The organism is Aedoeadaptatus urinae, from assembly GCF_900155585.1.
GTDB classification, from domain to species: Bacteria; Bacillota; Clostridia; order Tissierellales; family Peptoniphilaceae; genus Aedoeadaptatus; species Aedoeadaptatus urinae.
In genome coordinates this window covers 742,150-760,559 of the sequence record NZ_LT707418.1, presented here as the reverse complement: position 1 = coordinate 760,559, position 18,410 = coordinate 742,150, and the positions used below count along the sequence as shown (strand labels likewise).

The following is an 18,410-nucleotide window of genomic DNA, read 5'->3' as shown; positions in this document are numbered from 1 at the left end:
ACCAAAGCAACCGAATTTAAAGCCAGTGCAGTAAGTTCCGTCTTCGACAAACAAAACGTCACCAAGATCGAAGTCATTGAAGACCCGACCAAGATGACCTACACCGAAGGCGACAAACCCAACCACGACGGCATCAAAGTCAAACTCACTGACAAAGAAGGCAACACCGTCGAAATCGGAAAAGACAAACTCAATGACTACGGCGTCACCGTCACCCCGACAGAAAAAACCGATCTGACCATCAAAGACCACAACGACAAACCCTTCGTTGCCAGTGTCAACGACAAAGAAGGCAAGCCCTTAACGGCTAACAGTAAGACCAAGATCACCGTCAATCCGAAACAAGCAAATGCATCGGAAAAACCCTCCATCAATCAACCGACGGAAGGCGACAATGCCATTACCGGTAAAGGCAAACCCGGTGCAAAAATTGTCGTTACGGACAAAGACGGCAAGGTCATCGGCGAAACGACCGTCGGTACTGACGGCAAGTGGTCCGTTCCCGTTCCCACCGATCGTCCGCTGAAGAAGGGCGATAAGATTACCGCAACGCAAACGGAAGATGGTAAGAAGCCCGCGTCCGATTTCACGATTGTAAAAGGTAAAGATAACGGCGGAGACACCGGCGGAACCTGGTTCATTCCTTGGACCCCGACGACACCCTCCGTTGAAAAACCGAAATACGAAACCGCTATTCACAAGCTGTATATCAACGGCTATGAAGACAGCACCTTCCGTCCCGAAGGCAATATGACCCGCGCCGAAGCGGCAGCGATGCTCGCTCGTCTGCAAGGTCTGGATCTTTCCAATAGTGCAAGACCCGGCTTCATCGACGTACGCAGCGGCTGGTACAACTCGGTCATCAACGCAGTTGTCAATGCAGGCTATATGAAGGGCTATCCCGACGGAACGTTCAGACCCAACGGCAAGATCACTCGTGCTGAATTTGCACAAATGATCAAGGTCATCGACAAGGCCAACACCGGCATGGCACCCTTCGCCGATGCAAAGGGTCACTGGGCCGAAGCGGCCATTAACCAAGCCTATGCCAACGGACGCATCAACGGTTATCCCGACGGAACCTTCCGCCCGAATAACCACATCACCCGCGCCGAAGCGGTTACGATCTTCAACAAGCTCTACGACCGGTGTGTCGGCGAACACGGTCTGGCCAACGTCAAGGGCAGATTGGTTGAATTCAACGATATTAATCGCAGCCACTGGGCATACTTCCAAGTTGTCGAATCCTCCAACACCCACGAATTCTATCGCACCGAAAAGGGCAAGGTAGATGAAACCTGGGTACGCGTTCTTCAAACCTGGAAAGAAGCTTTAGCCAATCGCTAAGAATCAAAAAGAAGGAATCGAGTTTTTACTCGGTTCCTTTTTTTGTGCCTCGATTTCCCTTGTCAACGGAGCGCAAGGCTCGTACAATGGTGGTGGTAGTATTCGAATGAAACTATACATTTATTTTTTACAATGAAATGGTCACGCCTATGTATTGCACTCCAACGAGGTGATAACATGAAAAAGCTTGGCATTATCGGCGCCGGAAAGGTCGGCGTCAGCCTGGGGGTCGCTCTGTTTTCATCGGGGCCCCTGAGAATCAGCGGCTATTACAGCCGCAGCCTTTCGAGCGCCCAATACGGCGCGGAAAAAACGGGAAGCACTTGCTTTCGGTCCCTAAGTGATTTGGCGGACGCGAGCGATGTGATTCTCATCGCCACTCCCGACGATGTCATCGAGGACGTGTGGCGACAGCTTTTACAATTGAATATTTCGGGAAAGATTCTCTGCCACACGGCGGGCAGTTTGTCTTCTTCCCTTTTCTTTCATCGTACTACCAAGGACGTTTCTGCCGCATCTCTGCATCCCTTAATGGCCATTGCCGACAGGGAGACAGGATACGCATCCGTCGGCAGTGCGTTTTTTACTTTAGAGGGCGACGACGAGGCCGTGGCGGTGTTTAAGGACTGTCTGGATGCCCATCACATCGCCTATAAGGTCATGACGTCGACGGATAAGGCCACCTACCACCTGGCCACGGCGGCAATGAGCAATTTGGTGGTGGCGGTAAGCGCCATGGCCTTTGATCTTATGAAGGACGTGGGCTTTAACGAGTCGGAGGCGAAGGAGGCCTTGAGGCCCCTCGCCGAAAAGAATCTGGCGAAGATTTTCGACGTGGGCCCTGCCGCCGCACTAACGGGGCCGGTGGAGCGCTGTGATTTGACCACGGTGGGCCGCCATTTGGATGCCCTGGCCCGAAAGGGCGACGATGATGCGGAAGCTCTGTATCGTGCGGCGAGTTTGATTTTATGCGACATCGGCGAGGCGAAGCACGAAGGCCGCCCCTATGACGCCATGAGAAGGCTTTTAAAAGGAGAGGAAGAATGAAAAAAGTAACGGTACGTACATTTAACGAGGCGAAGGTATCGGGTGAGAAGCTCACCATGATTACCTGCTACGATTACTCCACGGCGAAGCTGGTGGATCAATCGGGGATCGATTCCATTTTAATCGGCGACAGTTTGGGCATGACCATGCTGGGCTACGAGGACACCTTGTCCGTCACCCTGGAGGACATGATTCACCACTCCGCCGCCGTGGCCCGGGGCGCCAAGCATCCCCTGATTATTTGCGACATGCCCTTTATGACTTACTCCACGGGCATTCGCGACAGCGTCATTAACGCCGGCCGCCTCATCGCCGAAGGCCACGCCCACGCCGTGAAGCTGGAAGGCGGTGTGGAGGTGAAGGACGTGATTAAGGCCATCGTCGATGCGAAGATTCCCGTCTGCGCTCACATCGGCCTCACGCCTCAATCGGTCAATGCCTTTGGCGGCTTCCGCGTACAGGGCAAGGACGAGGCCACTGTGGCCAAGCTTTTCGCCGACGCCAAGGCCGTGGAAGAGGCCGGGGCCTTCGCCGTGGTCATGGAATGTGTGCCGGCGGCGCTGGCAAAGAAGCTGACGGGGATGCTTTCCATTCCCACCATCGGTATCGGCGCCGGCGTCGACTGTGACGGCCAGGTCTTGGTCTATCAGGATATGCTGGGCATGTTCGACGATTTCGTGCCGAAATTCGTCCGTCAATTCGCTCACGTGGGCGAGGTGATGGTGCAGGGCTTTAAGGATTACAACGACGCGGTGAAGGACGGCAGCTTCCCCACGAAGGAACACGAATTTTCCATGGATGAACGGTTATTGGAGGACAAATAAGACGATGAAAATTATTACGAAGGTAGACGAATTAAGAGAAGCATGCATGGCGGCCAAGGCCAAGGGCAGTGTGGGCCTGGTGCCCACCATGGGTGCCTTGCACGAGGGCCACGGCTCTTTGATTAAAAGGTGCCGCAAAGAAAATGACACGGTGGTGGTGTCGGTCTTCGTCAATCCCATCCAATTTGCACCTGGGGAAGACTACGAGGAATATCCCCGGGACATCGACAAGGACGGCGCCTTTTGCGAAGGCTTGGGGGCGGACATCGTCTTTCATCCGGAGCCGGAGGAAATGTATCCGGAAAGCTTCGGCTTCCGCGTCACGCCGCCCGAGTCCATGACCCACATTCTCTGCGGCATTACCCGGCCCATTCACTTTGCCGGCGTGGCCACGGTGCTGACCAAGCTCTTTAATCTGGTGGCGCCGGACAGGGCCTACTTCGGTCAAAAGGACGTGCAACAGGTGGCCATTGTAGAGGCCATGGTGCGGGATTTAAATATGGATCTCACCATCGTGCCCTGCCCCATTGTGCGGGAAGAGGACGGCCTGGCGAAAAGCTCCAGAAACCGCTACTTAAATCCTGAGGAGCGAAAGGCCGCCGTGGTTTTATCTCGCTCCATCAAAAAGGCCAAGGCCATGGTGCGGGACGGAGAAAGAAATGTGGCCGCCCTCTTGGACGCGGTGACGAAGGAAATCGAAGCCGAGCCTTTGGCAAAGATCGACTATGTGGAAATCCTCCGCTTCCCCCACTTCGAGCGGGACGCGGAATTGGTGGAAGACAGCTTTATCGCCATGGCGGTCTACATCGGCAGCACTCGCCTTATCGACAACAGCTTCTTTCGGGACGATTTGAAATAATAAATGCATGAAAAAAGACGGCTCCGCGGGGGGCCGCCTTTTTTAATCCTCTTCTAAAATTTTCTTCCACTTGGCCAAATTTTCCTTTTCCTTTTCCGCCAGCTCCGGATAGGTCGGGTTCATCTCTTTCATCAAATCGAGCATAATTTCCGACACGGCGTAGCGGGCGTACCACTTGCGGTCGGCGGGAATAATGTACCAGGGGGATTTTTCCGTGGAGGTGTGGGCGATTAAATCCTCGTAGGCCCTTTGGTAGTCGTCCCAATAGGCCCGCTCGTTGACATCGGAGGAGGAAAACTTCCAGTGCTTTTCCGGGCGCAGAATTCGTTCCATGAGCCGCTCCTTCTGTTCGTCCTTGGACACGTGAAGGAAAAATTTCACGACGCGAAAGCCGTTGTCGTTTAGGTAGTTTTCAAAGGCGACGATCTCTTTAAAGCGGCGGTCCCAAATACCGTCGTCCACCAGATTCTCCGGCAAGGGAGAATCCTTCAACAGATCGTGGACGCGGGTGACCAGCACGTCTTCGTAGTGGCTGCGGTTAAAGATGGCGATTTCGCCGCGGCGGGGCAGGGCCCTCGCGATGCGCCACAGGTAATCGTGATCCAGCTCCTCGGCATTGGGCACCTTAAAGGGCGTTACCGTCACGCCTTGGGGGTTCAGGGCCGTAAAGACGTGTTTAATGAGGCCGTCTTTTCCCGCGGCGTCCATGGCCTGCAGGACCACGACGATGCCTCGGGTGTTTTCGGCGTAAAGGGCGTCCTGAAGCTCGGCCATGGCATCTAAATTTGCAGGCAGCAGTGTTCCCTTGACTTCTTTTTTCTCCAGGGAGCCGTCGTAAGAGGTGGCGTAATCTTTTAGATGAATCTTTGTTTTTTCGGGGACTTTGTATTGCTTTATATTCATGGGACACCGCCTTTTCGGGTATAATACATGTAGTAACTGAGACAGGAGGATTTTATGAAAAAAGAATTGAGAAGAAGCACCACCGACCGCGTCTTTGCCGGCGTCTGCGGCGGCATAGGCGAGTATTTCGGCATCGACTCCAATATCGTTCGGGTGTTGTGGGTTCTCTTCGCCTTGGGCGGAGGAAGCGGCCTATTGGTCTATATTATCTGTGCGCTGTTGATTCCCGAAGAAACTACCTGGTAAAGGCATCGGCCTTTGCTTCCAAGAGCCGTAGGTTTTTCGGATCCAAAGCCAGCAAGGCGTCGAAAATTTTTTCGGCGTCTTTTTTGTTGCCCTTGGCCAGGGCGCGGTTCGCCTCCATAATGGTTTCCGTTTGAATGCTCTCCATCATGGCACGGGCGTTGGCGTAATTGTGGCGATCCTCCTCTACGACCTTCTTGTAGGCGGCGTAGGCGGCCAGGGTGTCGCCTGAGCGGGAAAGCTCCAGGGCCTTATTGTAATTGGCGTCGGAATTTTTTAATGTGTCCAGCTCCTGAATTTTCAGGGCCATGTCCACATTGCCCACCGTGGGGGGCAGGTCGTCGTAAATGGCCTCGGCCTCGTCGTAGTCGCCCATGGCGATGTAGCTCTGCGCCTTTTCGTAATTGCGCTTCGTGCTGATGCCGTCGTAGACGTGAAAGGCAAAGACCGTGAGGGCGATGACGGCGGCGGCGACGAGAAGAAAGAGCAGGCCGCTTTTTCTCTTCGAGGGCGACGCTTCGCTTCCCATGCCCCGCTCCAGATCGATCTCGTCCAGGGGACGAATGGGCATGGTCTCTTCATAGGCCGTGGCCCGATCGGCGAAGTCCCGGTCCTTGTTCACGTAAAGCTGAAAGAGTTTTTTGTTCACCTGCCGCTCGGTGACCGCCGAAAGGACGAAAGCTTTCGAGCGGCTGCAGTGGCGGCAGACGGCGTCCTCGTCGGCGTTGGTAAAACCGCAGATACAGCGCCACATGCCGGCGGTGCGATCGCCGTAGGTGTAAAAGTCGGGGCCGAAAAGTTTTTTCAGCTCGTCTTTTTTTTCTTTGGGAATAATGGGCACGGTAAAGAGCGTTTCCTTAGTGCGGTCGTAGTAGTTGCGGGTGCCGTCGTCGAAATGGACCTCCGCAATGCGGATCCGCACGCCCCGAGCCGTGTGGTGGCGCTCGTCCAAAATCCAGTGGGGCAAATAGGACAGGGACTTGGGCTTTAAGGCCAGTCCTTCGTAGCTGTGCTGAAAGACCGTCTCGTCGAAAATAAATTTGCCGAAGGCGTTAATAAAAAGCACGTCCAGCTTTAGGAAGGTGACGATTTTATTCGTGTTGTTAATGGCGTCGATGACCAGGGCGAAATCCGTGTCCGCCTGGGCCAGGTAGGCGTCCACCACCTGCACCTCGTTGGCCGGGTTCATGCGTACTTTTGTCAAAATGGTTCGCATAGAAACCTCCTCGCCCCTATTATAAAAAAACGCCGGTGAAGAAACAAGAAGGGCGGAAAAAAAGCACCCTGCGGTGCTAGCGGCGGTAAATTTCCGGGGGAAAGCGGTGCTGCTTTTGAGACAGCATAAAGCCGATGAAAATTCCCAGCATATTCAAGATCCAATCGTCGATGTCGGCGCTTCGTCCCGTAAAGTATTGCAGAAGCTCCACGAGAAGAAAGACGACACCGTAGACGAGGAGCGTGGGCAGGAGGTCCTTCATTCGCCGAAAGAGCAAGGGGCTCATAAAGCCCAGGGGCACGGCGATGAGGATGTTGCCGAAAATATTTAAAAACATGCCCGCAAAGGAGCCGTATTGCCAAAAGGCCTTTACCGTGGCGAAGGGAATCAGATTGAGCTTCCAATCGGCGAGCTCCGTGTCGATGCCCAGGAGCACGCCGCCCATTTCCAACCGGCGGTTGTTTATAAAGAGAAAAAACAAAAGCCACAGGCAGTAGGTGGAAAAGGCGAGGAGCAGTCGCTCCCGCTTTCGATTGCTTCTCTTTTTTTGTTTGGAAAAGACTTGGGTGCGAATGAGTGAAAAAGAAAAAAAGGAAAAAATGACCACCACAGGGGTCATCTTCAGTACATAGTAAATCAAAAATACCTCTCCGGTTCAAAATCCGTCAGGCTGTCCAAGGTGACGTCGCTGCTTTTTACGATGTCGTCCCAATAGGGCAGATTGTAATCGTCTCTCACGGCGACGGTGAAAAGCCCGGCCTCCTTTGCCGATGCCAGGGCGTAGTGGGCATCGTCCACAAGGAGAATCTCCTCGGGCGCCACCTTCAGTCTCTCGGCGAGGATGTGATAGAAGCGAATGTCGTTTTTTTCCATGTCCACGCCGTCGCAGGTTTGAATGAAATCGAAATAGGGCTCCATATTGAAGCGGCGCACGGCGGGCATGAGAAGCTCTTCGTTGGTGGCGGTGGCGAGAACCACGGGACCTAAGCGGCGGGCCTTTTCCAATGCCTCCATGGCCCCCTCCTTCAGGGGCAGGGACTTGCCGTAGCCGTCGATTAGAATGGCGCCCATTTCGTTAAAAATCGCCTCGGCCGACTCGTCCAGCTCCAGGACCTTTTTAAAAAAGGCGCTGGATTGTTTTAAGCTCATGGTGGTTACCTTTTCGTGAATGGCGTCGGTGTATACTTTTCCCTTGGATTCGACGAAGTTGCGGCCCAGGTGGCGCCACATGCCCATGGAGTCGATGAGGGTTCCGTCGAAGTCAAATGCGGTGGCTTTCATAGTGTTCCTTTCTGTTACTTGCGGCAGAGCACTTCCAATGCCATGAGTCCGTTGATTAAATCTTTTCCGTTTTTAAAGCTCATGCCGATGCGGTAGCCGTCGAGACGCGCCGCGCCGGGAAGCATTTCGGCCTTGTCCGCCTGCAGGGTGGTGTTGGTTTCGATGGTGACATTGTAAGGTGCCGTGAAATCGCCCAGGGGCAGGGCGGAAAAATCCTTGTCCAGAACCAGGGCCACCTTCTCTATAATTTCCTTTCGCACCGCTTGGAAATTGCGGTGGATAACGGCGTCGTGTCCCAAGCTTTTCTTCGTCACCACGTATTCAACATAGGGCATGTAGCCCTCTAGGATCAGCTGGCTGTGAAGGCCGCTGTCGCCGATAATCAGGCCCACGGGCACGTGCTTTTCCTTGGCGTAGATCTGATTGATCATGGCCTCGGAGCATTTAATGCCGTTGATGCTCACCCGGTGAAAGGCCGTGGAGTAGGAGTGGTCCATATTGGCCAGGTGATGGCCGCTTGAGGCGTGGTAGCCGAGAAAAAAGATCACGTCGTGGCGGTCCAGGCCGCTCATCATGTATTCGTTTCGGGGATAGCCGGAAATGAGCTCGATGCGCTCGTCCATATTCGATAGGGCGAGGTAATCCAGATTTTTGCCGTCGCCGTGGCTGTCGGCGATGGTAATGGTCTCCACCTCGTCGTTTTTCGGGCTTTGGCGGATGCCGTCGATCACCGCCTGAAGATGGGCTTGGATGGCTTCCATATAGGCGCCGGTGCGTTTAAATTCATCGCTGAAGCGGTCGATGCCGGCGATGCCTTCCATGTCGAAGGAAATATATATGTTCATTAAAAGCTCCTTTCCGTGATAGGATAGAAGATAAGAAAGGGGTGTGGGAATGGATTCGTATTATATGAGAGAGGCCTTAAAGGAGGCCCGGACGGCCTACGACCTGGGCGAGGTGCCCATTGGCTGCGTCATCGTCAGAGGCGGCGAGATCATCGGCCGCGGCTACAACCGTACGGAGGCCGACGGCAGCGCCATGCATCACGCGGAAATTATGGCTTTAAAGGAAGCGGACAAGGTCACAGAGGGCTGGCGCATCGGCGGCGCACTCTACGTTACCGTGGAGCCCTGCCCTATGTGCATGGGGGCCATATTAAACAGCCGCATCGAGCGGCTCGTTATCGGCACAAACAATCCCCGCTTCGGCGCGGCGGGAAGCGTGGTGAATCTCGCGGCCTTTCGCGCCTTTAATCACAGCGTGAATGTCACCGAGGGCGTCCTCGCCGAGGAATGCAGAGCCCTCATGCAGTCTTTTTTTAAAGGGCTGCGCTAGAGCGCGCCTTGGCCGCATCCAGCTCTTCCTTCGTCAGTCCCCGGAGAATGGTAAAGGGATCCCCCGATGCCACGGCCCGGGAGGGCACCTTGGCGCCGGCGGGCAGGCGGGTGTTTTCTTCGATGATAGCGAAGTCGCCGACATAGACGCCCTCTTCTATGCGGGTGCCTGATTTAATCGTGGCGTAGGCGCCGATATTTGCGCCTACAATTTCCGCGCCGGCTTTGACGATTGCATACTCGCCGACGACGGCGGGGAAGTTATCCGTCGCGGCAATGGTAGCCGCGGGATCTACCTCGGCTCCGGGCTTGACGGTGACGCGTTCTTTTGTTTCGAAATCCATGGGGCCTCGTTTCTTTAGTAATTGTGGAAGCAAATGTCCATAATAATGACGACGGCGAAGTACACCGCCAAGGGCAGGGCGTCTTCGTGAATGGTGACGGCGTATTCCTTGCCGCCGACGATGGGGCTTGCCGCCATGGACAGAAGCTTCACTTCATCCTCTTCGATGAAAAATTCGCGGCTCCGGACGAAGCCGACGATGTCGTATTTCTTTTCTCTATATATGAAACTTAAATTGGGAAGGGAAAAGCGCATTCGGTCCTCGAAAAAGTCCACCTCTTCGCCGTCGAAATGGAGGCGAAAGGCGTGGGTTTGAAAGGGCGGCGGCGTTTTTCGCTCCAAGCGAAATCGCTCGTTTCCATCGGCATCGATTAGTGATAGAGTATAGGGTATAATGGGTAGCTCACGGAGCAGGTAATCGAACTGATCCGAGAGGGCCACATCCCGATTGTGTAAAATTTCCAGGCCGCCTTCGTCGTAAAAGGCATAGTCCATGGCGGCCGGTGGGCGAGCGACGGCTCGCATGGTGCATCGAATCATGGTGTCACATCCTTTTCGTTTATTGTACTATACCGAGTCAAAAATACAAGAATTTGAATAGGAGGACGGCTTGCAAAATATAGATGATTTATTAAAACGCATTAACGAGCTGGCACACGAGGCCAAGGTCCGCGAGCTTTCCGATGAGGAAAAGGCGGAAAGGGACAAGCTCAGAAAAGAGTACTTAAAGGTATTTCGCGAGGGCTTCCGTCAACAGCTTTTGAACACAAAGGTCGTGGACGAGGAGGGCAACGACATTACCCCGGAAAAGCTCAAGCGAGCCAAGGAGGCCCAAAAGAAGGCCGATAAAAAGGACGGTGTTTAATTATGCGCGCGCTCATCGTCGGCGGCGGAAAGCTGGGCATGCGTCTCGCCCGCTCATTAGTTGAAGAAAATATCGAAATCACCGTCTTGGACAACGATCCACGGGTGATTCAAAAGGTAAATAACGAGCTGGACGTGCTGACGGTGACGGGCAATGCCCTGGATTTTAATATTCTCAGGGAGCTGGACATCGAACACTACGATTTAATCATCGGAACGGTGACCAGCGACGAGTCCAATGTATTGATCACGAGCATCGCCAAAAAGCTGGGCTGCAAAAAGGCCATTGCCCGGATTCGAAATCCCGAGTACCACTCCCAAATTCGCCTGATCAAAGAGGAGCTGGACATCGACTACGTCATCAATCCGGAAAATGCGGCGGCCATGGCCATCGAAAAATATCTGCTGAAGAAGTATTCCCTTATGGGCGACGAGTTCGCCGGCGGCAAGGTGAAGCTGGTGGAATTTAACGTGGGTCAGGAAAAAGAATTCGTCAACAAAAAGCTCAAGGACCTGGACAATTTTAACGAGTTGCTCATCGCAGCCGTCTCCCGACGGGGCTACACCTTTATTCCCAACGGGGACACGGAGCTGAAGGAAAACGACGTGATCCTGGTCATCGGGGCGCGGAAAAACATCGACGCCTTCGACCGCGACCACTCCAAGGTGACGGCGGTGAAGCCTACGAAGAGCGTCATGATCCTCGGCGGCGGCAAGCTGGGGGATTACCTCTGCGGCCTCTTATTAAAAGACAATATCGAGGTCCTGGTGGTGGAAAAAGATTACGACAAGGCCATGTCCCTGAAAGAGCGCCATCCCGACGCCGTGGTCATTCACGGCGACGGTACGGACTTTAACGTGCTGGAGGAAGAGGTTATTCACTCCTACGACGCCTTTGTCGGCGCCACGGGCATCGACGAGACCAATATTTTAATGGCCCTTTCCATGAAGGAAGAGGGCATTACGAAATCCGTGGCGAAAATTTCCCGGATAAACTTTATCGGCGTCTTGGACAAGCTGAATTTGGACGCCACCTTTAACCCGAGCTTTATTACGGCATCCTTGATTCTAAAGCTGATTCGGGGCAAGGACGCCCTTGCCATCAATCTTATGTACGACGGCAACACGGAAGTGGCGGAAATTAGATTACACGATGATTTAAAAGTCCTGGACACGCCGCTTATGGACCTGGGTCTTCCCAAGGGCATACTTATCGCCGCCATCGTCCGGGGACAGGATGTGCTCATCCCCAACGGCAGGTCGCGATTGCATCGAGGCGACCGAATCATCGTCTTCTGCAAGCACAATAATGTCCACATGATGAAGAGCTATTTTTACTACCAAGAAAGAGGAGGCCTGTTCAATGAACTTCGGAGCGGCATTTAATGTCCTCGGCGCCCTCTTAATGGTGGAGGGGGCCTTCCTTGTGCCGCCTTCCGTTTATGCCGCCGTCCACGGAGAAGGCAGCCTTAAGGCCTTTATCATCGCCCTGGCCCTGGCCCTGGTTCTCGGCGGCCTGTTGTATTCCGTGCCCAGAAAAGAAGAGCATATTCGCGGTCGCGACGGCCTCTTCATCGTCGCCGTGGGTTGGGTCCTCTCTTCCCTCGTGGGCGCCGTGCCCTTGTATTTAGGCGGCGGCACCCCCACCTATGTGGACGCCTTTTTTGAAATCGTATCGGGCTTTACCACCACCGGGGCGTCGGTGATTCGTAATGTGGAGGTCATCGACAAGAGCCTGGTGCTGTGGCGAAGCATTACCCACTGGATCGGCGGCATGGGGATTCTGGTCTTTACCCTGGCCCTCTTGCCCCGTGCGGGGAACAACGGCTTTCGCATTTTCAGAGCGGAGACCCCGGGACCGGTGGCGGGCAAGGTGGAGCCGCGAATGAAGGACACGGCCACGGCCCTTTACAAAATTTACTTATTCATCACCATCGTCCTCTTCGTGCTTCTGGTTTTCGCCGGCATGAACGTGTTCGATTCGGTGGTTCATACCTTGGGCGTCGTGGGCACCGGGGGCTTTTCCTCCCACGCCGATTCCTGCGCTCATTATATTAACAACTCCGCCATATTAATCATCATGTCGATCTTTATGGTGATCTGCGGCACGAACTTCAGCCTCTATTCCCGCGCCCTTGGCGGCCATTGGCGGGATATGTTTTTAGACGAAGAGTACCGCCTCTATTTTAAAATCGTGTGTTTTTAGACGAAGAGTACCGCCTCTATTTAAAAATCGTGGCGGGGGCCGTCACTTTAATCGCCGCCAATTTAATCTTATCGGGGCGCATGAGCTTGGGCTTGGGCTTGAGAGAGTCCCTCTTTCAAGTCACCAGTATTATTTCCACATCGGGCTTCGCTTCCTCGGACTACGATCAGTGGCCGGGCTTCAGCAAATGTATTTTGCTCTCCCTGTACTTTTTCGGTTCCTGCGCCGGCTCCACCGCCGGGGGCATGAAGATGATTCGGATCTTGGTTCTGTGGAAAATCGTGAAGCGGGAAATTTTCAAGAGCATCCACCACAACGCCGTCATGCCCATTCGCATCAACGGGAAAATCGTGGAAGACCGGGTGATTCTAGGGATCGTCGCCTTTGTCTGCGTCTACATTCTTATTCTCGGCGTCTCCACGGCCATCACCGCCCTTTCCGGCGTGGACTTTCTCACGGCCTTCACCGGCTGCTTGACCTGTCTGTCCAATGTGGGGCCGGGCTTTTCCGGCGTGGGCCCCACCAATTCCTTCGCCGACTTTGCCGCCGGCTACAAGCTGCTCTTCTCCGCCCTGATGCTTATGGGTCGTTTGGAATTTTTCACCATTCTCGCCCTTCTTACCCCGCAGCGGGGCAATCGTCTGTTAAATTAGGAGTGAACTATGCACATTACCATCATCGGAACCGGCGCAGGCGCCCGCCTTTTGGCGAAGGCTCTGGACCGGGAGCATCACGAGGTGGACTTTCTCATTCATCGGGGAAAGAAACCGAAGAAGGCGCTGAGGGATTTTCACGCCCATTTTTACGAATCTGAGGAAGAGGTCTTGGCCATGGATTTTTCCAAGACCGATGCCTTCGTCTTTTGCGACGATTCCAATCGGGCCTTGGTGCTGGCGAGCCTTCTCGCCAAGAGGCACATTCCCATTCACTTTATCAGCTACGACGGCGCCTTAGGCCGGCTCTTGGAAAAGACGAAGGAGACCTTCGGCATCGACTATGTCTACGACTACGGCGCCATTTTGGCCGGGCGCATTCACCGCTTCTTTTATGAGGAAGAGGGGATGCAGACGGAAATTTTCGACAATTTCGATTCGGCCATGATTAAAATCGACGTGAATGTGGATCCCGCCTTTGTGGGCCGTCGGGTCAAAAACATCGGCGCCTTCGAGGAGCTGGTGCTCGTGACCATTCGCCGCGGCGGAAAAATCATCGTGCCCAAGGGCAACACCGTCATCGAAACTGACGACGTGCTGCGCATGGTGGGCAGCGTCGATGCCATTCGCCGCTTCCGGCGGCGCTACGGCAAGGCGGATCCCTTCGAGGGGCTGGAGCGGTCCCGTCGCTTTTTAATTTTCGGCGACGGCAAGGCGGCTGAAAGCATCGAAGGGCTGCTGGCTCAGGATGCGGACACCATGCTGCTGTCTCGGGAGCGGAGGCTTCCCGGCGGCATTAATTACGTTATGGACCGGCCCGTCACCGAGGTCATGGACGACATCAACCTGGCCTCCTACGACGGCTTTATCGCCGCCTCCGACGACGACGCGGACAATTTCCTCGTGGCCACGGCGGCGAGAGACGCGGGGCTGATCCACGTGGCCCTGTGTCTGAAGGACGAAAGCTATATGCGCGTCGTGGACGTAGCGCACACCGGGGGCATTTTCTCCGGAGAGCTCTTGGTCTCGCAGCAGATAAAAAACAATCTCTTCGGTCCGCCGGAAATTTCCCTGCACCTGTTCCCGGGCTCCCTGGAAATTTACGAGATCGTCCTGAGCGAGGATGTCTATGCCGCCGGCAAGACTATCGAATCCCTGGAGCTCGCCGAGGGCTTTTTAATCGGCGGCATCGAGCGGGAGGGCAAGAGCGTCCTGGCCAAGGGGCAAACCGTGCTACAGGAGGGGGACCGGCTGATCCTCTTCCTCTTGCCCGAATGTGCCGGGGATTTACAGAAGTTTATTCGCCGAAAAGCCAAGCGCTTTTTAACGGAACTGATTTCCATGTAGCTTAGAAAGAGGGACACGTGACTTTTTCAAACGATTGGGACGATTTATTAAAAGAGGAAATGGAAAAGCCCTATTACAAGGACCTGCGTCGCCTCTTAATCGAAGAGTACAAAACCCAAACCATTTATCCCGAGGCCGACGCCGTCTTTCGCGCCATGCGCTTGACGTCGTTCAACGACACCAAGGTGCTCCTTTTAGGGCAGGATCCCTATCACGGGCCCGGTCAGGCACAGGGCATGAGCTTTTCCGTGCCGGAGGATTTTCCCCTGCCGCCGTCTCTCGTGAATATTTACAAGGAGCTGAAGGACGACCTGGGCATTACCCGCATAAGCGGCGACTTAACTCCCTGGGCGAAGGAGGGCGTGCTTTTACTTAACACCACCTTGACCGTTAGGCATTCTCAGCCCATGAGCCACGGAAAAATCGGCTGGGAAATTTTTACGGACAAGGTGGTTGAGCTTTTAGGCGAGCGGGAGAAGCCCATGGTCTTTATTTTGTGGGGCGCCCACGCCCGAAGCAAAAAGCGGTTGGTGAAAAATCCTGCCCACCGCATCATCGAATCGCCCCACCCCTCGCCCCTGTCCGCCTACCGGGGCTTTTTCGGTTCCAAATGCTTTTCGAAAACCAACGAGTATTTAATCGCCATGGGCGATACGCCCGTGGACTGGAGGTAATATGTATCTGCATGTAAAAGAAGAAGCGGCCCTTGCGAAAGACATTCCCGTTCTCTGGATCCTGCCGGAGGCCGAGGCGAAAGACATTGTACTTATCTACTACCACGGCTGGGGCTCCGATGTGGAAAGCTCCCGCTTTCGGGCGAGCATCTGGGCGGCGGCGGACTACCCGGTCCTCGTCGTGGAACAAGCGCTTCACGGGGTGCGGGGCAGTTGGGATTACGAGGACATGGACAAGCTCCCCGCCGTCATTATCCAAAACATGAGGGAATTCGACGATATCCTCGCCTGTGTCCGCGCCCGCTACGCCGATAAAAAAATCGTCGTCTGCGGCCACTCCATGGGGGCCATGACCGCCATGGGCCTTCTGGCGCGAAAGGAAGTGGCGGGAGCCATCGCCTTAAACGGCATGGGGGACTGGCATGCCATTTGCCGCGCGCCCTACAAGGAGGCGGCGGAGGCCTACGACCCGATGAATCACATCGACGCCCACGTAAACAAGGCCATCTGCATGCTCAACGGCGAGCTGGACGATGTGGTGAACCCTCTCTATCAAAAAAGCTACTACGAAAAAATAAAAGACGCCCACGAAGGCGCACCCCTTGTTTTTGAAATCGTAGAAGGTACCTCCCACGTGGTCACTACCAATATGATGGCCATGACCTTGGATTTTCTCGGACGAATGTAAGGGCGTTTCCTCTATGGTATAATAATCTGTTGAGGAGGAATCCATGGAGACCAAAGTTTTACACATAAATGACGAAAAGGACGAGGCACAAATCCAAGAGGCCGCGCGGCTTTTGCGGGAAGGGGAGCTGGTGATCTTTCCCACGGAGACCGTCTACGGCTTGGGAGGCAACGGCTTGGACGAAGGGGCAGTGGATAAAATTTTCCGCGCCAAGGGCCGCCCCAAGGACAATCCCCTGATCCTCCACGTGGCGGATCCGGAACAGGTGCTGGATTTGGTGAAGGTCATTCCGCCCAAGGGCAAGGACTGCATGGACGTCTTTTGGCCCGGGCCCTTGACCTTGATCTTTGAGCGCTCGAAAAAGGTGTCCGACAGCGTCACCGCCGGGGCGGACACGGTGGCCATTCGCATGCCCTCTCATCCCATCGCCCACGCCATATTAAAGGCGGCGGGAATTCCCGTGGCGGCGCCCAGCGCCAACACCTCGGGCCGGCCGTCCCCCACCCGCCTCGCCCATGTCCTGGAGGACATGGACGGCAAGGTGCCCATGATCGTGGATTCCGGCGACGCCAATGTAGGCATCGAGTCCACGGTACTGGATGTCACCGTAGATCCCCCCATGATCTATCGGCCCGGCGGCGTGACGAAGGAAGATCTGGAGGCCATTATCGGCGAGGTGGCCGTAGACGAGACCACCATCGACGCGGACAACGACGCTGTGCCCAAGAGCCCGGGTCAGAAGTATCGCCACTACGCCCCGAAAGGGGACGCCACGCTATTTGCCGGGGATTTAAAAAACATCGCCAAGGAAATCAATCGGCGGGTGAAGGAAGCGGAGCCCGGCAAGAGGACGGCGGTGCTCTGCACCACGGAGACCAAGGACCTTTACGAGGGCATGGACCTGTTGGTGGACATGGGCAGTCGGAATCAGCTGGAAGCTGTGGCACATAATTTATTCGAAAGCCTGCGGCGCTGCGACGAAGAGAACATCGACCTTCTCTTCGTGGAAGGCTTCGACTTTAGAGGCTTAGGCGTCGGCATAATGAACCGGCTCTTAAAGGCCTGCGGCGGAAAGGTGGTATTGGGACTATGAAAATTCTTTACATTTGCACGGGCAACACCTGCAGAAGCCCTATGGCGAAGCTGCTGACGGAGCTTGAGGCGGACAGAAAGGCCCTGGATGTGACGGTGCGCTCCCGAGGTATGGCCGCCCACGACGGCGAGCCCATGAGCGTCGGCGCCGTGAAGGTCATGGCGGAGGAGGGCGTCAACGCCACCTACCACAAGGCCAAGACCGTGACGGAAGCGGATATGATCTGGGCTGATAAAATCTATGCCATGACCCACACCTTGGCCGCCAATTTAAAGCGGGGCTGGCCGGAATACAAGGACAAGATCGAAGATTTTGCCGAAAAAGATGTCATCGATCCCTTCGGCGGCTCCCTGGAAATCTATCGGATCACCAGAGACCGCCTCAAGGAAGAAATAGAAAATAAATTAAAGGGGGAGAAGGCGTGAGGATTGCCATGGGCGCCGATCACGGCGGATACGAAAGAAAAGAAATGCTGAAGGCTTACTTAGAGGAAAAGGGCCACACTGTCTTGGACGTGGGCACGGACTCTGCGGAATCCGTGGACTATCCCGTCTACGGCAAGGCGGCGGCAAGAAAAGTCGCCGAGGGAAGCTGCGAGCGGGGCATCTTAATTTGCGGCTCGGGGCTGGGCATCGGCATGGCCGCCAATAAGGTGAAGGGCATTCGCTGCGCCATGGTCTCCGAGCCCTACTCGGCGAAGCTTGCCCGCCGGCACAACGACGCCAACATGATTTCCATGGGGGCGAGAACCATCGGCGGCGACATGATGAAAGAAATCGCCGACGCATTTTTGGAAACGGAATTCGAGGGCGGACGCCACGCCCGTCGAGTCGAAATGATCGAGGAGGAAACATGGGAAAAGTAACGGTAACCGAACACCCCTTAATTCAACATAAGCTGACGCTTTTAAGAGAAGCGTCCACATCCAGCAAGGACTTCAGAGAGCTTCTCACGGAAATCACCATGCTTATGGGCTACGAGCTGACGCGGAATCTGCCCATTCAGGACAAGCTCATCGAAACGCCCATGGGCCGTACCACGGGCAAGGAAATGGCGGGCAAAAAGCCCTGCATCGTGCCCGTGCTGCGGGCGGGTCTCGGCATGGTGGACGGCCTCTTGAATCTGATTCCCGGCGCCCGCGTGGGCCACATCGGCCTCTATCGGGATCCGGAAACCCTGGAGCCCGTGGAATACTACTGCAAGCTCCCGAAGGATGTCAAAGACCGTGAGGTCATCGTCGTCGATCCCATGCTCGCCACCGGCGGGTCCTTGGCCGCCGCCGTGGACTTTATTAAACAGCGGGGAGCCACCAAAATTCGCGCCCTGTGCCTTTTGGCGGCACCGGAAGGGCTTGAGGCTTTTCAAAAGGCCCATCCCGACGTGGATCTGTACGTGTCGTGTATCGACGAAAAATTAGACGAGCACGCTTACATTGTGCCGGGTCTCGGCGATGCGGGAGATCGAATTTTCGGAACGAAGTAGCAGGTG

The 18,410-nt window shown here is 55.0% G+C and carries 24 protein-coding genes; 17 read left to right on the top strand and 7 right to left on the bottom strand.

Annotated elements, in window-relative coordinates; translation table 11 throughout:
• The 4 genes from BQ7397_RS09265 to panC all read left to right on the top strand — a co-directional run.
• Positions 1 to 1,347, top strand: a 1,347-nt coding sequence (locus BQ7397_RS09265; RefSeq protein ID WP_200801218.1) for an S-layer homology domain-containing protein, incomplete at its 5' end; no start/stop codon positions are given.
• A 177-nt stretch (positions 1,348 to 1,524) separates the two neighbouring features.
• The gene (locus tag BQ7397_RS08920) at positions 1,525 to 2,394 is read left to right on the top strand and encodes a Rossmann-like and DUF2520 domain-containing protein (protein WP_077075714.1); all 870 of its coding nucleotides are present in this window, start codon (positions 1,525 to 1,527) and stop codon (positions 2,392 to 2,394) included.
• Entirely contained in the window at positions 2,391 to 3,218 is an 828-nt protein-coding gene (panB, locus tag BQ7397_RS08915) for a 3-methyl-2-oxobutanoate hydroxymethyltransferase (protein WP_077075713.1), read from the top strand. Before BQ7397_RS08920 ends, panB begins: the two co-directional genes overlap by 4 nt.
• Positions 3,219 to 3,222: 4 nt before the next feature.
• Positions 3,223 to 4,077: a pantoate--beta-alanine ligase gene (gene panC / locus BQ7397_RS08910; protein WP_077075712.1), complete on the top strand. Its 855-nt coding sequence runs from the start codon at positions 3,223 to 3,225 to the stop codon at positions 4,075 to 4,077.
• 42 nt (positions 4,078 to 4,119) lie between these two features.
• Here the strand turns inward: panC and BQ7397_RS08905 are convergent, their stop codons facing one another.
• The gene (locus BQ7397_RS08905; protein WP_077075711.1) at positions 4,120 to 4,980 is read right to left on the bottom strand and encodes a polyphosphate kinase 2 family protein; all 861 of its coding nucleotides are present in this window, start codon (positions 4,978 to 4,980) and stop codon (positions 4,120 to 4,122) included.
• A gap of 54 nt (positions 4,981 to 5,034) precedes the next feature.
• Between BQ7397_RS08905 and BQ7397_RS08900 the strand changes: the two genes are divergently transcribed.
• Complete coding sequence (locus BQ7397_RS08900) at positions 5,035 to 5,226, top strand: PspC domain-containing protein (RefSeq protein WP_077075710.1); 192 nt, start codon at positions 5,035 to 5,037, stop codon at positions 5,224 to 5,226.
• On the opposite strand, the gene BQ7397_RS08895 is transcribed toward BQ7397_RS08900, so the two are convergent.
• From BQ7397_RS08895 to BQ7397_RS08880, 4 genes are all read right to left on the bottom strand, one after another.
• Positions 5,216 to 6,439: a tetratricopeptide repeat protein gene (locus tag BQ7397_RS08895; protein WP_077075709.1), complete on the bottom strand. Its 1,224-nt coding sequence runs from the start codon at positions 6,437 to 6,439 to the stop codon at positions 5,216 to 5,218. The two genes, BQ7397_RS08900 and BQ7397_RS08895, sit on opposite strands and share 11 nt — an antisense overlap.
• A 76-nt stretch (positions 6,440 to 6,515) precedes the next feature.
• Positions 6,516 to 7,079, bottom strand: coding sequence for a VanZ family protein (locus BQ7397_RS08890; RefSeq protein ID WP_077075708.1), 564 nt, complete (start codon positions 7,077 to 7,079; stop codon positions 6,516 to 6,518).
• A complete protein-coding gene (locus BQ7397_RS08885; RefSeq protein WP_077075707.1) occupies positions 7,076 to 7,720 on the bottom strand; it encodes an HAD family hydrolase in 645 nt (214 codons plus the stop codon). Before BQ7397_RS08885 ends, BQ7397_RS08890 begins: the two co-directional genes overlap by 4 nt.
• A gap of 14 nt (positions 7,721 to 7,734) precedes the next feature.
• The gene (locus BQ7397_RS08880) at positions 7,735 to 8,565 is read right to left on the bottom strand and encodes a M55 family metallopeptidase (RefSeq protein WP_077075706.1); all 831 of its coding nucleotides are present in this window, start codon (positions 8,563 to 8,565) and stop codon (positions 7,735 to 7,737) included.
• A gap of 49 nt (positions 8,566 to 8,614) precedes the next feature.
• On the opposite strand from BQ7397_RS08880, the gene BQ7397_RS08875 reads away from it, so the two are divergent.
• Positions 8,615 to 9,055 carry a nucleoside deaminase gene (locus tag BQ7397_RS08875; protein WP_077075705.1) on the top strand — a complete coding sequence of 147 codons (441 nt, stop codon included), beginning with the start codon at positions 8,615 to 8,617 and terminating at the stop codon, positions 9,053 to 9,055.
• Here BQ7397_RS08875 and BQ7397_RS08870 read toward each other — a convergent pair.
• Entirely contained in the window at positions 9,039 to 9,398 is a 360-nt protein-coding gene (locus tag BQ7397_RS08870; RefSeq protein ID WP_077075704.1) for an LbetaH domain-containing protein, read from the bottom strand. The genes BQ7397_RS08875 and BQ7397_RS08870 overlap by 17 nt on opposite strands.
• 14 nt (positions 9,399 to 9,412) lie before the next feature.
• Entirely contained in the window at positions 9,413 to 9,937 is a 525-nt protein-coding gene (locus BQ7397_RS08865; protein WP_077075703.1) for an LURP-one-related/scramblase family protein, read from the bottom strand.
• A 70-nt stretch (positions 9,938 to 10,007) separates the two neighbouring features.
• Between BQ7397_RS08865 and BQ7397_RS08860 the strand changes: the two genes are divergently transcribed.
• The 11 genes from BQ7397_RS08860 to upp are packed head-to-tail and all read left to right on the top strand — an operon-like array spanning position 10,008 to position 18,404.
• Complete coding sequence (locus tag BQ7397_RS08860; RefSeq protein ID WP_077075702.1) at positions 10,008 to 10,262, top strand: DUF896 domain-containing protein; 255 nt, start codon at positions 10,008 to 10,010, stop codon at positions 10,260 to 10,262.
• A 2-nt stretch (positions 10,263 to 10,264) separates the two neighbouring features.
• Positions 10,265 to 11,647 carry a Trk system potassium transporter TrkA gene (gene trkA / locus BQ7397_RS08855; protein ID WP_077075701.1) on the top strand — a complete coding sequence of 461 codons (1,383 nt, stop codon included), beginning with the start codon at positions 10,265 to 10,267 and terminating at the stop codon, positions 11,645 to 11,647.
• Positions 11,625 to 12,467, top strand: coding sequence for a TrkH family potassium uptake protein (locus BQ7397_RS09395; RefSeq protein WP_234970599.1), 843 nt, complete (start codon positions 11,625 to 11,627; stop codon positions 12,465 to 12,467). The genes trkA and BQ7397_RS09395 overlap by 23 nt, the downstream gene beginning before the upstream one ends.
• Positions 12,458 to 13,120, top strand: coding sequence for a TrkH family potassium uptake protein (locus tag BQ7397_RS09390; protein ID WP_234970598.1), 663 nt, complete (start codon positions 12,458 to 12,460; stop codon positions 13,118 to 13,120). The genes BQ7397_RS09395 and BQ7397_RS09390 overlap by 10 nt, the downstream gene beginning before the upstream one ends.
• A 9-nt stretch (positions 13,121 to 13,129) precedes the next feature.
• Positions 13,130 to 14,467 (top strand): TrkA C-terminal domain-containing protein, encoded by a 1,338-nt coding sequence (locus BQ7397_RS08845; RefSeq protein ID WP_077075700.1) that lies wholly within the window; start codon positions 13,130 to 13,132, stop codon positions 14,465 to 14,467.
• A gap of 17 nt (positions 14,468 to 14,484) precedes the next feature.
• Positions 14,485 to 15,141, top strand: coding sequence for a uracil-DNA glycosylase (locus tag BQ7397_RS08840; protein ID WP_077075699.1), 657 nt, complete (start codon positions 14,485 to 14,487; stop codon positions 15,139 to 15,141).
• 1 nt (position 15,142) lies between these two features.
• Entirely contained in the window at positions 15,143 to 15,829 is a 687-nt protein-coding gene (locus BQ7397_RS08835) for an alpha/beta hydrolase family protein (protein ID WP_077075698.1), read from the top strand.
• Between the two features lie 43 nt (positions 15,830 to 15,872).
• Positions 15,873 to 16,922 (top strand): L-threonylcarbamoyladenylate synthase, encoded by a 1,050-nt coding sequence (locus BQ7397_RS08830; RefSeq protein ID WP_077075697.1) that lies wholly within the window; start codon positions 15,873 to 15,875, stop codon positions 16,920 to 16,922.
• Positions 16,919 to 17,347: an arsenate reductase/protein-tyrosine-phosphatase family protein gene (locus BQ7397_RS08825; protein WP_077075696.1), complete on the top strand. Its 429-nt coding sequence runs from the start codon at positions 16,919 to 16,921 to the stop codon at positions 17,345 to 17,347. Before BQ7397_RS08830 ends, BQ7397_RS08825 begins: the two co-directional genes overlap by 4 nt.
• Entirely contained in the window at positions 17,344 to 17,787 is a 444-nt protein-coding gene (gene rpiB / locus BQ7397_RS08820; protein ID WP_077075695.1) for a ribose 5-phosphate isomerase B, read from the top strand. The genes BQ7397_RS08825 and rpiB overlap by 4 nt, the downstream gene beginning before the upstream one ends.
• Positions 17,775 to 18,404 (top strand): uracil phosphoribosyltransferase, encoded by a 630-nt coding sequence (gene upp / locus BQ7397_RS08815; RefSeq protein ID WP_077075694.1) that lies wholly within the window; start codon positions 17,775 to 17,777, stop codon positions 18,402 to 18,404. The genes rpiB and upp overlap by 13 nt, the downstream gene beginning before the upstream one ends.
• The last annotated feature ends 6 nt before the right edge of the window (positions 18,405 to 18,410 follow it).